Genomic DNA, 15,223 nt, shown 5'->3' on the forward strand with positions numbered 1-15,223 from the left:
ATCATGACGGACAGGCCATCGACGCGACTGACCTGTGACCTGGTTTCGGAGTGGACGACCCGGCTGGAGGCTTACGCCGGAACCAGTCCCCCGACACCACCGATCGGGCGCTTCGGGGCCGACGGCATGACCCAGTACAACGCACTGGTCGACGTGAGCACACCAGACCCCGACAACTTCGGGGCGATGTTGTACCGGCGCACCCTGTCGAAGCTGACCACATACTGTGCACTCCACACGCCGATGCTGTTGGAAAGAACGCCGCAGTTGGTGCGTGCCAGGCCATATGAGAGTGTCGTCGTCCATGTCAGCTCCATGCCCGGCCACATAACGGTCCGACAAGGAACCCGTGATGTCGCCTATCGGCCAGGCCAACTGGTATTCGTGAACTTGGCCGTCCCGTACAGCCAGTACTGCGAATCCGTCACCGACCCCACCGGCATCATCATCCCGACCGAGATGCTGGGACGTCTGCGGAGGACCGCAGAACTGACCGAACGCAGCGGGGCGTCATCAACTCTCCTGGCGCGCGCAGCGGCGGGATTCGTCACACGGTTTGCTGCCGACACCGCGCTCTCGTCCGGGCCTGTCCCACCTGTCGACACCGAGCTGGCCGCCGTGGACTTGATCGCCGCGGCGCTGGCCGAACTCAATGTCGAGAGATACCGCCTCGAGGACAACACCCTGTTCGTTCACGAGGCCGCGCTCGACCTGATCGAACGTCACCATCGCGACCCCGATTTCTCCCCCGACGTGATCGCAGAAGAACTCCATGTGAGTCGGCGCCAGATCTACCGCCATTTCGAGAACGCAGGGCAATCCGTGGCGGGTCTCATCGCGGCACGACGAGCCCGCAGCGCGCGCGAACTCCTGGAAGCCAACCCTGCACTATCCGTCTCGGAAGTCGCGGCTGCATGCGGATTCCCCAGCGTCGCCACGTTCAGAAACCGATTCCGACAGCACTACGGAATCGGACCGCGAGATTACCGAAAGTCTGTCGTGCAACCGCAACGATGACTGTCACGCCGGTGGTCCGCTACACCGACAGCAGCAACCCCGCCCCCACCACAAACATCACGACGGCGACGATGGCATCGAGGATGCGCCACGACCGGGGCGAGCCGAAGAACCGCGACAGCCTGGTGGCGCCACCGCCCAACGTCGCGAACCAGAGCAGGCTGGCCAGGCACGCACCCACCGCGAACGCCCACTTCGCGTGTCCGTGACTGTTCGCGATCGCACCCATGGTGAGCACGGTGTCGAGGTAGACGTGCGGGTTGAGCCAGGTCAGGGCGAGGGTCATGCCCACGGCCGCCCAGCGACTCACGGTCGCGGCCTCACCGGAATCGGCGACAATCGCCTCGGAACTGCGCAGACACCGCCGAGCCGCCAGCACTCCGAGGACGATGACGTATCCCCCGCCGAGGATCTTGGCAATGGTCACCACCGACGGGTGGGCGGCCACCAGGGCACCCAACCCGGCCACGCCAGCGACGATCAGCACGACGTCGGAGACCGCACACACCACGACCACGGGCACCACATGCGCTCGTGCGACTCCTTGCCGGAGGACGAACACATTCTGCGGGCCGATCGCGATGATCAGCCCGGCGCCGGTGAGCAGGCCGGCGACGGCGGTGAGGACGTACGTGGTCATGACGATGAGGCTAGAAACCGGCGCTGGAACAGTCCAGCGAATGTTTTTCATGAATCATGAACAGAACTTACGATCAGACCGTGGAGATCAACCAGGAGGGGGTGCAGACGCTCGCAGCGGTGCTGCGGGAGGGCACCTTCGACGGGGCCGCCCGCACCCTGCGCATCACCCCGTCAGCGGTCAGTCAGCGGATCAAGGCGTTGGAGATCTCGGTGGGACGGGTGGTGGTGCGGCGAACGAAACCCGCCACTGCCACACCCGACGGCGAGACGCTCGTGCGACTCGCCAAACAGTGGGAACTACTGGCGGCCGAAGCGCGCGCGGAGTTGCTCGGCGGTGATCCCGCCGACCGCGATCGTCCCCGCATCCATCTGCCCATCGCGGCCAACGCCGATTCGCTGGCCACGTGGTTCCTGCCGGTGATCGCCACGATGCACGCCGAGCATCCGGTGGCCGTCGAAGTTCTCCGCGACGACGAGAGCCAGAACAGTCGGTTCCTGCGATCCGGAGAGGTACTGGGCGCCATCACCTCCGACCCGCTCGGCATTCGTGGCTGCACCATCCGCCCGCTCGGCGCGATGCGCTATCTACCCGTCGCGACGCCGGATTTCGTCGCGCGGTGGATGCCGCGGGGTCCATCCGCGGAAGCGTTGGCGCAGGCGCCGATGGTGCTGTTCGATCGCAATGACTACATCCAGCGCGACGTCCTGACTCGCTTGGCCGACGGTCCGGTCTCGCCGCCGATCAGCTACATCCCGTCGTCGGTCGAGTTCCACCGGGCCGTCGAACTCGGGATCGGCTGGGGTGCCGTACCCGAGGTGCAGATTGCCGACGCCCTGCGCGCGGGCCGCGTGACACGAGTTGTCGACGACCACGTCGACGTCGCGCTCTTCTGGCAGTACTGGAAGCTCGGTTCGCCCATCCTCGACGCCCTCACCGAACTGACGGTGGCCGCCGCGGCCGAGCACCTGGTGCCGGTCAGCGCACCACGATCGTCTCGGTGACCACGAACGCCGCGACGACGAGCACCAGATAGGCGAAACACCTCTGCAATCGCTGGGTCCGGAGGCGGGCTCCGACGATGGCCGCGATCAGCGATGCCACGATCGCCGCGCCCGCAAACGTCGCGGTGATCGCCCAGTCGATGTCGAGATCACCGACGTGCGCGAGGATCCCGGAAACCGAGTTCGCGGCGATGATCAGCAACGACGTGCCGACGGCGACCGACATCTCGACCCCCAACGCCATCACCAGCGCCGGGATGATGAGGAACCCACCCCCGACGCCGAGCATCCCGGTGAGCGCCCCGACCGCTGCGGCGACCGGGATCGATCGCGAGGCACAGCGACGCCAGTCGATGCCCGATTCGTCGATTGCACACGCGGTTCCCGTGGGGCCGACGTCGCGCAGCATGCGTACCGCGGCGACCACCATGACCGCGGCGAACACCATCATGACCGCCGATTCCGGGAGCCGGCCGCCGAGGACGCCACCTGCGAGCGTTGCCGGGAAGCCGACGGCCGCGAAGATGCCCGCGAGGCGCCAGTTGACCTGTCGAGCACGCACTCTCGGTAGCACAGCAACGGCCGACGACACTGCGATCACCAGCAGCGCGGTCGGCACCGCATGCGAGATCGGCTCGCCCACGCCATAGACCAGGGCGGGCACGGCGAGAATGGAACCACCGCCACCCAGCAGTCCCAGCAAGGCACCGATCGCCAGTCCGGCGATCGAACTCATCACGATGTCCACGCCACGGGCGTCAGCCCTCGTTTCCCCTCGGGTGCAGTGTCGATCCAGCCTCTCGCCACAATACCCTATGGGGTATATCCGATCGTGTGGGCCGTGGCCGGCACCGCAGTCACGTCGGCCATCTCGACCCTGAGTGGATGATCCACCTCGTCACGCCACAGGCGCGCGGCGAGATAGAAGGCGATCGCCACCGGGACCGGGATCAACCCGGCGGCCACGAAGGTGGCGGTCAGCCCGATCGCATGGCTGACCGGTGCGGCGAGCGCCATCGACACCGGCATCAGGACGACGGAGACGAAGAAGTCGAGGCTCGCCACCCGGCCCAGCAACCCGGGTGGGACGCGACGCTGCAGTAGCGTCCCCCACAGAACCATCGGTCCGTCGAACATCGCACCCATCAGGAACCCGGAGACAACGAACATCCAGGTTTGCTCGGCGACGCCCATGATCGCCAGCGGCACACTCGAGAACGTCCAGATGCCGAACATCAGCGACAGGTAGCGGCGCGGCATCGGTATCGACGCGAAGACGAGCGATGTCGCCGCCGCCCCGATTCCGAACCCCGTGAGCACCAGAGCATGGTCACCCGCGCCGCCGTCGACTCGCTCACGCAAAGCGAAGGGCACCAGCACCTCGATCGGTCCCATCACGGCGAGCACCAGGACGGATGAGAAGAACAGCGTGGCCCACAACCACGGCGTCCGCCACATGTAGCCGAAGCCTTCGGCCAGATCGGCCGTGATCGAGCGAATCGGATGAGACGCTGCGGAATCCGGTCCACACCGTACGGTGACGGGCTCCATCGCCATGTAGAACAACGCCGACGCCGCGCTTGCCAGCCCCGCCAGGACTATCGCTGCCCCTGGTGACGCAATCGAGATCACCCCACCGGCCGCCATCGGCCCGGCGGCCTGGAAGATCACCGGTCGCAGGAAACCCTCGATCCCGTTCGCAGCCTGTAATTGTGCCGTCGACACCAGGCTCGGCAGCAACGCCGAATAGGCGGGGTAGTACATCCCGGTGGTGACGCCACCGACGAGAGCGGCCGCGATCAGCAGCGGTTGGCCGACACAGCCGGTCATCGCCGCCACCCCGACGAGGGCGAAGGCGATCAGCTTCGCGATCTCGAGTCCGATCATGATGAGCCGCTGCGACACCCGGTCGGCGAGTACTCCACCTGCCAGGGTGGACACGACCATTCCCACCGCCGCGACACCGGTCACCACGGCGACCTGGGTGGGGCCGCCACCGAGTTCGATCACCTGCCACACCACCCCAACGGTCCAGACACCGTCGGCGAACATCGCCAGGACCAGACCGAGCGCGAGCAGCCTGTACTGGCGCAGCGCGAAGGGCTTCAGCGCCGCGGGCACGTGCGTCCGGGCCGACATGGTCACCCGATCAGTGTGTCGGATGCGCAGGTCAGTGGGCCATTGATTTTCTTTCACCCCGATTTCAGCGCTTCTTCAACCGAAGCTCGCTACGTTCGCACATGTGGATACTCTCAACGGATTGCCGGCGCATCCGCTTCTTGTTCACCTCGTGGTGGTCTTCGTACCCTTGACTGCGATCATGGCCATCGCGGTCGTGCTGTGGCCCGCAGCACAGCGTCGACTGGGAATCCTGGTGCCGCTGTTCGCACTCGCGACGCTGATCGCGATACCACTCACCACCAGCGCCGGCGAAGCGCTCGAGGAGCAATTGGGTAACCCCCCGTCCATCGAACATCACGCCGATCTCGGCGAGCAGATGATCTATTGGTCTGGGCCACTGTTCGGCCTGACCGTCCTGTGGTGGGCGCTGCACGACGAACGGGTCTCGACCGCGATCGGATCGCGACTGCCGTCGTTGACCGGCGGGACGCGGCGCGTGGTCGACATCGTGCTGGGCGTGGCCATCCTGGCCGTCGCCATCGGGTCGGTGGTGACGGTCTACCTCATCGGCGACAGTGGCGCCCAGTCGGTATGGGGGTAGCCGATGAACCGGACAGCGCCCGAGCCGCACGGACGATGATCTCGTGCGCGTACTGGTGATCGAAGACGACCCGCGAGCAGCCGAGACGTTACGGCGAACGCTCACGGCAGACGGCTGGGCTGTCGATGTCGCCGAAGACGGCGCCGAGGGTGTCGAGACCGCATGCGTGCGTACCTACGACGTCATCGTCTGCGACATCATGATGCCGGTGCTCAACGGCTACGAAGCGGTCCGCGAGCTCCGCCGGCGCGACGTGTGGACTCCGGTCATGATGCTCACCGCCAAGGACGGAGATTACGACCAGGCCGATGCGTTCGACCTGGGCGCCGACGACTACCTCGTCAAACCCTTCTCCTTCGTGGTCCTGTCCGCCCGGCTCCGAGCTCTCGTGCGCCGCGGCGCACCGGAGCGGCCCGCGATCCTCCGCGCCGGTTCGCTCAGTCTCGACCCCGCCCGGCGTGAGGTTCGGCGCGACGACGAGCTCATCGAGTTGACCGCTCGAGAGTTCGCCGTCCTCGAATACTTCATGCGTCACAAGGGATCGGTGGTCTCCAAGGCCGAGATCATCGCGTCGGTATGGGACGCCCACTACCGCGGCGACGACAATATCGTCGAGGTCTACGTCGGTTACCTTCGTCGGCGCATCGACACGCCTTACGGTCGCCGGTCGATCCTCACTGTCCGCGGCGCCGGCTACCGACTTGCCGAGGACGGCGGCGACTCGACTGCCTGATCCGTTTCCGGTAGTGGCAGTGACACAGTGATGGTCGCACCGCCGCCGGGGGTCTCGGTGACTCCGACGGTTCCGTGATGGGCCCGGACGATCTCACCGACGATCGACAGACCCAGTCCCACCCCGCCGACGCTACGCGTGCGGGTCGGGTCGAGCCGCACGAATCGCTCGAAGATGCGTGCGCGATCCGGCTCCGGAATTCCTGGACCGTCATCGGCCACCGACACTTCGGCCGTGGCACCGCAGATCGCCATCGAGACATCGACGGACGTTCGGGCGTGACGGGCAGCGTTGTCGCTCAGATTGCGCAGAACCCGAGAGATCTGGCCCCGATCCCCGCGCAGACGTACCGGGAGGACGGTGGCGGTGACCGTCAGGTCGGTGGTGAGGTCAAGCCGGGTGATCTCGTCGTTGACGAGGTCGTCGAGGTCGATATCGGCCAACTCGGGAGTCATCCCGAACTCATCGGCACGGGCGAGCAGCAGCATGTCGTCGATCAGATCACGCAATCGATGTGCCTCCGGCAGAAGCAGAGTCGACACCGTCGCGTGGTCGATCGGCTCGCCGGTTCGGCGTGCGAGTTCGAGCAGTCCCAGAATCGTAACCAGGGGGCTGCGCAACTCGTGTGACGAGTCGCCCACGAAGCGCACCTGTTGTTCCCGGGCGAAGGCCAGCCGGTCCAACATCTCGTTCATGGTGGTGGCCAGGGTTGCGATCTCGTCCTCGGTGGCCGGCACGGGAATGTGCTGCGCGCGGCCCGAGCGCGAGATCGCCGCCACCTCTGCGCGGATGGACTCCACGGGCCGCAAAGCCCTGCCCACCAGATAATGGGTGGCGACGACGGATGCGGCGACGATGATCGGGAAAACCACGCACAGCACCGCGAACACCGTCCATACCGTGGCATGGATCGGACCTTCCGCGGCGCCGACCACAACGGTCACCGTTTCGTCGTCCGGGGTCGCGACGCCCTGCACCGTCACGCGATATTCGGGCTCATCATCGCCGTACGCGGCGTCGACGACGGTCTGACGCTGATCGGCCGCCACCGGCCCCACGATGCCGCGGCTTTGCTGGTCACCCGAACTGGCGGCAACGACCCTGCCAGCCGGATCCAGAATCTGGACCAGGTCGATCGTGTCGGTGTGGACGAGCAGCGCCGGATCGATCCCACCCACACCGTCCGTGGCGGCCGAGTCGGCGATCTCGGTGGCACGCGAGGACGTCGCCGCATCCGCGGAGGAGGTGAGCGAGTGATACAGCACGAACAGCACCACACCGCCGGCGATGGCCAGAGCCAACGTCAGCATGCCTGCGCCGAACACGGTCAGCCGCGTGCGCACACTGGTGCGCCGCTGCCGCACACCACGACCCGACGGGTGACGTCGGCGCGACCGCTTGGGCATCCCCCGAATGTACGTCGTCGCGACGCCTTCCCGAACGGCCCGCAGAGACCGGCAACGTCCGCGCCGGTGCGCACCCGCGCGGGCACCTGTCACTTTCAGCCGGCATTCAGCGGCGTACAGCAGTCCCACAGGTGCCTAGCCACATGCTGGCCTCATGAAGCGGTTCTCGGCCCTCATGATCGCGACCGTCCTACTGTTGCTCGTGTTGGCGTACGGAGTGGGCGTGATGACCCGACACCAGCCGTTGGAAGCGCTCGACGAGTCCACTCTCCAATTCGTGCTCGATCACCGGGACCCCACGCGCAGCGGCATCGTTGTCCTGGTCACCGCCCTGTTCGGACCCCTGTGGGTCGCGGTGATGACGATGACAGCAGCGGGAGTCGCATTCGTCGCCGACCGCACCGTGGTTCGTGCGCTGACCATCGTCGCCACCGTCAGCGCAGCAGGCGGGATCTGCGAGATCCTCAAAGTTGTCGTACACCGAGCGCGGCCACCGGCAATCGATCAGATCACCACGGTAGAGACCGTCAATTCCTACCCCTCGGGACATGTGACGGGCATAGCCGCCCTGCTCCTGGTGTTGGCCGTGATCATCACCCATACCACGCTCACGCGATCGATCGCGATCATCTCGGCCCTCGCGCTCACCGCGGTGGTTGCGGCGACTCGGCTGTACATGGCAGCGCACTGGCTCACCGACGTCTCCGCGGCGGTGGCGCTCGCCGGCGCAGCAGCGCTCACCGTACCGGTTGCGGTTCGCGGCGTCGTTCTCAGATTCCCCATTGCCGCAACAGGTACTGCGCGACATCGGCATCCAGCGCAAGGGCGGCACGAAAGCCGGTGAGCAGATCCATCGACAGCGTCGGCTCGGCTTCCAGCAGCGGAACGGCCATGTCGTACAAAGCGATCTGCTCGTGCACGGCATCGGCCTCGACGTGTTCGTCGAAGAATGCAGTCGCGGCATCGCCGTAACCCAGTCGTCGAAGACCTTGTGCGTTGCGTTTGTTCGGGATCGACGAGGTGCACTCGAGTGCCAGCAGGTGGCCGACGACCGCCGCCCGCAGTTCACGCCGTGAAGCGAACAATGTCAACGCATTCGACCATGCCAGGGTGATGGCCGGCAGCCCGCTGGCGTAGAGGGCGTAGTCGGTGGTCAACCCGAGTGCCTGCATTGTCCGAGCGAACAGCGTCGAGTGCATCCACTCGTGACGTCCGCCGCCGTACTCGTCGCTTTGGATCTCCACCAGGGCGGCCTTGGCGCGGCCGGTCAACCGCGGGATGGCGGTGGTGTGCGGATCGGCTTCACGCAGGTGGTAGAGCGACCGATGCCGGAGCAGGTCCTGGTAGTGTTCGACGGTCCCGTTCGTCGCAAGGTGCACCGACAGCGGTGGTGAGTCCACGGCGGCGAGCTCGGCGCGCACTCGATCAGGCAGCTCGGCGGCGGTACACGCCACGATCGGACCTGTCCGATCCCGGATCGCGGCCTCGAGTGCACCACCCAACCGCCACCGCAGATCGGCCACCGCGGGATGTTCGTTCCAACGGTCGTCGACACCGGCCAGTCCGCGACCGTCTAGCTCGGCCAGCAAGAACCATGTGCGCTGTGCGTCGAGGTTGTCGAGAAGCGTTGCATCGTGAGGGAGCGTCAACAGCGCCTGATCGCCGACCGCCAGGTCGCGGCGTGGGTCGTGTGGGTTGCCGTCGAGCAGTTCGGCCAGGGCCCGACCGAGGTCACCGCACGGCTCGACCATCGGGCAGCGCCCGGCCCCAACGGTTTCCGTGGTCACGTCGCCATCCACCCACGTTCGGCCACCGGTCGGCGGCTGCGTTCGTCAACTCGCTCGCGTCCGGCCGCCTCGTGGCGCACCATGGTGATATGGATTCCGCTCAGTTCGAGAACCCGCGCAGTGCGCGTCGCGCCCCCGCGCGCATCACGGTCACCCCCGGTGGCCCCCTGGTGGTGCGTGGCGACGTCGAGATCGTCGACACCCTGGGCGATCCGGTGCCGCGGCGCCGCGCCACGGTGGCCCTGTGCCGGTGTGGCCGGTCGGCGATCCAGCCGTACTGCGACGGGAGTCACGCGGTTGGTCGTTCCCCCATCCGCGGCGAGTGAGTGGCGTCGAGGCTGCCGGGTCACATCGACTCCACGCGCTGCACGATGCGTGTCGACACCGCGTCGATCTCGCAGTGGCCGAATGCTTCTGCGCTGCCTGTCATCCGCACGACGAGACCGCCATCACGGGTCGGTGAGCCTTCCACCTGCAGCAGCCACCGTGTGTGCGAGGGCGGGAACACGTGGAGTCGACCGGGGTAGGCGGCAGTATCGATCGCCGGTGTCCACCCGATGAGCAGCGGCACCGCGAACAGGTGGCCGTCCACCGCCGGACGCCCGAGAGCGCACAGCACGTCCTCCATGGGCTGCGTGGTCGCGTCGATACATGCTCGGGCGACCTCGGTGGCACACCGATGATCGGCATCGGCGTCGAGCGGGATCAGCGCGCTGAGGACGAAATCGCCGACGACGTCCTCGGAGCCGGCCGGCCGTCGGGAGATCGGGGTTGCCGACATGATGTGTCGATCGCTGGTGACATCGGCCAGCGCCGCCGCGACGACGCCCCGGAACGCCTCGAACGGTGTCATGCCCCGGGCGGCGGCGTCCTCAAGAAAACGCTCGTAGAATCGCACACCGATCACGGTCCTGGCGCGAACTGCCGCGGCGATCGGCAGGTGGGCGGGCGTGATGCCGGCCAGCGTCCACGCCGCATCCGGTGCGGCAGAGACGATGTCGGCGTGGCGAGGGTCTCCACTCGACTCGGTCGGACAGTGCCACGGCCCGGTCGGCGCCGGCGGCAGGCGCCGACCCTGCATCAGCGCGGTCGCCTCAGCAGCCACGATCGCCAGCGACTGCCCGTCGACAGCGATGTGGTGCGCGACGATGACCACCGCCGTCACGGTGCCGGCGGGGCCGGTGACCATCGCGACAGCGACCGGAGGAGCGGTTCGCACGTCGAGCTTTACCGAGAGTTCCGCAGCGATCAGCTCCAGATCGGTGCGTCCGGGCGTCGCCGGCGACTCGGTCACCGACAGCACCGCGTCCACCGAGATGTGCGATTCGGTGTGCACGACCGGACCGTCGGCGGTGTCGGGAAAGCTGGAGCGCAACAACGGGTGTCGGTCCAGCAGTGTCTGCACCGCAGAACGCACGTCGGCCGGCTCGGCCGCGGCTGCAGACTCGGGTACCCACGCGATGCGGATGAGTTGCGCGGCCCGATCACCGGGTTCGCGGGACACGGTGCGCTCGGCGGCAGACAGAGAACGCTCGCACTGCCGCTCGCTCGGCGAGGGCGACGGTCGCGAGGGCTGCCGGGGTGTGTCCGACATCCGGGCGGCGACCTCGGCCAGAGCGGGTGCGGTGAGCAGGTCGTTGGCGGTGACCTCGGGATATCCGGCGGCGGCGAGTACCCGGGCGGCCCGTATCACCGCCAGCGAGTCGCCACCGTTGTCGAGGAAGCTGCGATCGAGATCGATCGACGTCACGCCGACCGCGTCAACGACGGCCTCGAGCACCAGCTCTTCTCGTACCTCCCGGGGCCGACGAAGCGCCGGCTGTTCGGGCAGGTGGTGCGCATCGAGCGCCCGCCGGTCGAGCTTGCCGTTGCCGGTTCGGGGCAGCTCGTCGAGACTGACGATCCACGACGGGATCATGTAGGTCGGCAGACTCCGCGCGAGATGGCTGCGCAGATCGCCGGCATCCGGTGACGTACCGGGTGATTCGGGTACCACGAAGGAGATCAGCGCCTTTCGGCCGGAGGGCAGTTCACGCAGGACTGTGGCGCTGTGCCGCACTGCGTCGGCCATGCTCAGCGCGGCATCGATCTCGCCGAGTTCGATGCGCAGTCCGCGCAGCTTCACCTGGTGATCTCGGCGCCCCAGGATGTGTACCTCCCCGTCGTCGGTCCACGTGGCGAGATCACCGGTTCGGTACATCACCGGGTCGTCGGCGAACGTGCACGCCTCGAAGACGGCGGCGGTCTGTTCTGGGTCGTCGAGGTACCCGTCAGCCACCTGGGGACCCGAGCAGTGCAGGGTACCGAGCGCGCCCGGTGGTTGGGGCCGTCCTCGGCGGTCGAGAATCGCTTCGGTCACCCCGACCATCGGTGGTCCGACCGTCACCGGTCGGCCCGGAACGAGCTCGCCGGAGAAGTTGATGCTGCACCGGGTTTCGGTGGGCCCGTACGCATTGCGCATCCTCACGCGGTCGCCCCAGGTTGCCACCAGCCGGGCCGGGATGGCTTCGCCACCGAGCACCACGTGCTGAAGTCGGTCGGCGACACCGACGGGCAGGGTGTCGAGTACCGACGGCGTCACGATGATGTGGGTGACGTCGCGCTCGTCGATCACAGCGGCGAGCGCGTCACCGCCGTGCGCCGTCGTCGGTGCGACGACCAGGGCAGCGCCGGTGGCCACCGAAGACAGCATCTCGACGATTCCGGTGTCGAAGGTGGGCGCGGATGCGTGCAGCATCCGGGATTCCGGTGTGAGCGCATATGACCGCCGGATCTCTGCCACCAGCGCAGGAATTCCGCGATGTGGCATGTCCACACCCTTCGGCTGACCCGTCGATCCGGAGGTGAACAGTAGGTATGCGCGGTCGTCGGCACCGCGGTCGATCCCGGGGGGTTGCCATGCGGGTTCGTCGGTGGTGTCCGATGTGGACTCGTCGATGCCGGTGATGTCGAGTTCCACCCAACGCACCGGCGGCGGACCCGGTCGGCCCGGGGCGCACAAACCCACTCGGACATTGGTGCGCGCCAGAATTTCCCGCGTCCGGCTTGCGGGCGCGAATGGATCATTGACGGGCACCCACACTGCGCCGGCCCGGACCACCGACCAGAACGCCACGACCGACGTCGCCGACCGGTCGACGCACACCGCCACCGCGTCCCCCGGTCCCACCCCCTCGCTGATGAGCGCCCGGGCACCACGATCGGCGGCGGCCACGAGGTCGCCTCGAGTGAGTACGACATCACCGTCAAGGATCGCCGGCTCCGCCGGACGGTGCGCGCGAAGGTGCTCGAGCATTCCCGCGGTCGGGACGAACGGTGGCGCCGGCGGCCCACTGCGGCAACGGAAACGGCCCCACTCGCCGGGCAGGAAGATCGACCTGTCCGACACCGGCTCGTGCCCGTCGATCTCGTCCAGCGTCGCAGCCAGGTGTCCGTCGAATCGGGCAGCCAACGTCGCCAACCCATCCGAGTCGACCCGCTCGGACGGCGCCTCCCAGGTGATCGCCCGCAGTCCGTCGTGATCGGCCGGGTGCAGGGTGACCGCCACATCGCCGACCGGTCCGGTCCGCAGCACCTCGATCTGCCAGTGCACCCCGTCCACGGTGGGCCGGCTCACCGCAGGTAGGAGGTTGACCACCGCACCGAAGTCGGTGATGTCCTCGCGCGCACGCATCATCTCTTCACGCCGGAACAGCTGGTGGCGCAGGCTTCCCACCACGGTGGTGGCGACCTGCGTGACGGCACTACGCACTGGCCTATCGCCGATCCCGTTGAGGGACAGTGGAATCACGTTCGACAGGGGTGCGACAGTCCGCTTGCGCACACCTGATGTGCGGGCCGCGACCGGCAGCGACAATCCGACGTCGGGAGTGTCGAGCATCCGCGCGCAGAAGGTCGCGAAGGCGGCCACTGTCTCGGTGGATGTCGGCGACCGTTCGCCCGTCACCTGCCTCGTGACGCGGGTGATGGCGGAGGTCGGGACGGTCGGCGCGCCGGCGAGAAACGATGATTCGTGGCGGGCCAGAGTGTCTGCCCAGTACGACGCGTCGGTATCGTGCCGATCAGACTGTTGGTAGCGCGCGTCAGCGCGGTCGATGTCTGCGTCGCTCGGTACGCGTAGATCGCCGGCACACGCGGTTCCGCCGTACACATCGGCGATGTGTCCCATCACCCGCCAGGCGCCGGCACCGTCGGTCAGCACATGGTGGACGCGTACCACCCAGTGATGCAGTTGCGGGTGCATGGTGTGCAATTCGCTGCGCCACAACGGTGTGGTGAGATCGGCGCCGTCGAGCGCATCGATGAACTCGTCGGCGCGCAGAGCGCCGGCGGTCACCGGGTCGGGCTCGCCAGAGAGATCCACGAGTTCCACCACGGCCCGCCCGGAGCCTGCCGGCCGCAGCGGCTGCGCGCAGTCGGGGTCCGCGGGAGACAGTTCGGGCGGGATGTGCACGTCGTGCCAACCGATGTGGTCGAGCACGTCCCGGGTCGACCGGATGAGGCGACGGGTGTCGAGGGGTCCGACGAGGGTCACGCGGAAGGCGACCACATGCGAGACCTGGGGCCGAAACAGTTGCGCCAACCAGAGCGCTCGTCGGGCGACCGTCACCGGTGCACCGGCCCTGTCGCCGAGATGCACGCTCGATGAGACGTTCCGATGGCCGCGAGGTCATTGCCGATTGTGTGTACCACCTGTCGTCGGGTTACGACCCGACAGGACTTCGGCGACCGTCCGGTCGCCGCGATTCCCGCCGCCCCAGTGAGTACTCATACCGCCAACCTATGGTGCAGAAGTTGAAAGGATGCTGAACCCGCGGGTCAGGCCCCGAGCGCCCGCGCGAACATCGGCCAGGACTGGTGCATCTGGTCCTGCCAGTATCCCCAGGAGTGCGTACCGGCGGCCGGGAAACGCACGGTCGCCGGTACGCGTAGTGCCGCCAGCCGACCGGCCAGGGTCTGCGTGCAGTATCGCGACACCGCCTCGGAAACACCGCCGACGGCCACCTGGTCGGCCAGTGCCCCGACGTTCCCACCGATCCTGCGGTCGCTCAGCGTGTCATGCGCGCCGGGTAGACCGGTCGCGGCGCTGATCCAGAGTGCGGGTGTGCGATTGCGCAGCTTGTAGGCGTTCACCACCGGGTCCTGTGCGGTCCATTGCGGGTCTCCCGGCGGACCGTACATGTTGCTCGCGTCGGCACCGCCCGGGAAGAACGCGACGGACCGAAGTGCGAGCTGCCCCTGGGGAGAAGCGGTGTCCGCACACCCGGAGTACGCACCGACAGCGCGGTACATTCCGGGATGGTTCTCGGCGATCCGGATCACCGCGGTCCCCGACATCGAGATCCCTGCGATCCCCCGCGACCGAGCGGGCCCAGTGACGCCGCCGTGTGCGCGTTCGAACGCCCGGGGCAACTCGGAGGTCAGGAAGGTCTCCCACCGCAACGGCCGATTCGTGGTGACCCCGAAGCGGAAGTTCGCAGCCGGATCGACACGCCGCCAGTCCGCGTAGTAACTCGCGGCGCCGCCGATCGGGGTGACGGTCCAGACGTTCTTGGGGGCGTAGAAGGCGTTGGCGTCGGTGGCGTGCGTCCAGTCGTCGTCCTTCTCGCCGCCGGTCGATCCGCTCAGCAGATACATCACCGGCGCACCCGGATTGTTGTTGGCCGGCGACTGCACCAGCACCGGGACCTGGGTGTGCATCGACGGCGACCACACCGAGGCCACAAAGTTGCGTGGCGACGTCCGCGTCTCTCGGTAAGGCGCGGCCGAGGTGGCGTGTGCGTACCGAACACCGTCCAGGGTGTCCCCGCGTGCCGGGGTGTGACCTGCGACGACCGCGGTTCCGATGACAGCGGACAGCGCCAGCAACATGGCCGCGGCACTGCGGGTCACGACTCGAATCGACTGTGGCATG

The 15,223-nt window shown here is 67.5% G+C and carries 13 protein-coding genes; 6 read left to right on the forward strand and 7 right to left on the reverse strand.

From position 1 onward, the window contains the following. Positions 1-3: 3 nt before the first annotated feature. Positions 4-1,017, forward strand: a complete 1,014-nt coding sequence (locus L1892_RS07055) for an AraC family transcriptional regulator (protein ID WP_235722871.1) — start codon at positions 4-6, stop codon at positions 1,015-1,017. A gap of 19 nt (positions 1,018-1,036) precedes the next feature. Here L1892_RS07055 and L1892_RS07060 read toward each other — a convergent pair whose 3' ends face one another. Beyond that, entirely contained in the window at positions 1,037-1,657 is a 621-nt protein-coding gene (locus L1892_RS07060; protein WP_235722872.1) for a LysE/ArgO family amino acid transporter, read from the reverse strand. Positions 1,658-1,737: 80 nt separating this feature from the next. On the opposite strand from L1892_RS07060, the gene L1892_RS07065 reads away from it, so the two are divergent. Then, positions 1,738-2,661: a LysR family transcriptional regulator ArgP gene (locus tag L1892_RS07065; protein WP_235723036.1), complete on the forward strand. Its 924-nt coding sequence runs from the start codon at positions 1,738-1,740 to the stop codon at positions 2,659-2,661. On the opposite strand, the gene L1892_RS07070 is transcribed toward L1892_RS07065, so the two are convergent. Both L1892_RS07070 and L1892_RS07075 read right to left on the reverse strand, forming a co-directional pair. Continuing rightward, complete coding sequence (locus L1892_RS07070; protein ID WP_235722873.1) at positions 2,636-3,409, reverse strand: sulfite exporter TauE/SafE family protein; 774 nt, start codon at positions 3,407-3,409, stop codon at positions 2,636-2,638. The two genes, L1892_RS07065 and L1892_RS07070, sit on opposite strands and share 26 nt — an antisense overlap. A 65-nt stretch (positions 3,410-3,474) precedes the next feature. Further along, complete coding sequence (locus L1892_RS07075) at positions 3,475-4,800, reverse strand: MFS transporter (protein ID WP_235723037.1); 1,326 nt, start codon at positions 4,798-4,800, stop codon at positions 3,475-3,477. Between the two features lie 103 nt (positions 4,801-4,903). On the opposite strand from L1892_RS07075, the gene L1892_RS07080 reads away from it, so the two are divergent. Next, entirely contained in the window at positions 4,904-5,383 is a 480-nt protein-coding gene (locus tag L1892_RS07080) for a DUF2231 domain-containing protein (protein WP_235722874.1), read from the forward strand. A gap of 43 nt (positions 5,384-5,426) precedes the next feature. After that, positions 5,427-6,116 carry a response regulator transcription factor gene (locus tag L1892_RS07085; protein WP_235722875.1) on the forward strand — a complete coding sequence of 230 codons (690 nt, stop codon included), beginning with the start codon at positions 5,427-5,429 and terminating at the stop codon, positions 6,114-6,116. Here L1892_RS07085 and L1892_RS07090 read toward each other — a convergent pair. Then, positions 6,077-7,522 carry a sensor histidine kinase gene (locus L1892_RS07090; protein ID WP_235722876.1) on the reverse strand — a complete coding sequence of 482 codons (1,446 nt, stop codon included), beginning with the start codon at positions 7,520-7,522 and terminating at the stop codon, positions 6,077-6,079. The two genes, L1892_RS07085 and L1892_RS07090, sit on opposite strands and share 40 nt — an antisense overlap. A 154-nt stretch (positions 7,523-7,676) precedes the next feature. Here L1892_RS07090 and L1892_RS07095 point away from each other — a divergent pair, with 154 nt between their 5' ends. Further along, positions 7,677-8,366, forward strand: a complete 690-nt coding sequence (locus tag L1892_RS07095; RefSeq protein WP_235722877.1) for a phosphatase PAP2 family protein — start codon at positions 7,677-7,679, stop codon at positions 8,364-8,366. Here L1892_RS07095 and L1892_RS07100 read toward each other — a convergent pair. Further along, on the reverse strand, positions 8,293-9,309 hold the full coding sequence (locus L1892_RS07100) for an iron-containing redox enzyme family protein (RefSeq protein WP_235722878.1): 1,017 nt from the start codon (positions 9,307-9,309) through the stop codon (positions 8,293-8,295). The two genes, L1892_RS07095 and L1892_RS07100, sit on opposite strands and share 74 nt — an antisense overlap. 89 nt (positions 9,310-9,398) lie before the next feature. On the opposite strand from L1892_RS07100, the gene L1892_RS07105 reads away from it, so the two are divergent. After that, a complete protein-coding gene (locus L1892_RS07105; protein ID WP_235722879.1) occupies positions 9,399-9,635 on the forward strand; it encodes a CDGSH iron-sulfur domain-containing protein in 237 nt (78 codons plus the stop codon). 20 nt (positions 9,636-9,655) lie between these two features. On the opposite strand, the gene L1892_RS07110 is transcribed toward L1892_RS07105, so the two are convergent. Continuing rightward, a complete protein-coding gene (locus tag L1892_RS07110; RefSeq protein WP_235722880.1) occupies positions 9,656-13,918 on the reverse strand; it encodes a non-ribosomal peptide synthetase in 4,263 nt (1,420 codons plus the stop codon). Positions 13,919-14,127: 209 nt separating this feature from the next. Continuing rightward, the gene (locus tag L1892_RS07115) at positions 14,128-15,180 is read right to left on the reverse strand and encodes an alpha/beta hydrolase (RefSeq protein WP_235723038.1); all 1,053 of its coding nucleotides are present in this window, start codon (positions 15,178-15,180) and stop codon (positions 14,128-14,130) included. Positions 15,181-15,223: the final 43 nt, after the last annotated feature.

Origin of the sequence: Gordonia tangerina (assembly GCF_021556435.1) — a bacterium.
In the GTDB taxonomy this organism is placed as follows: domain Bacteria; phylum Actinomycetota; class Actinomycetes; order Mycobacteriales; family Mycobacteriaceae; genus Gordonia; species Gordonia tangerina.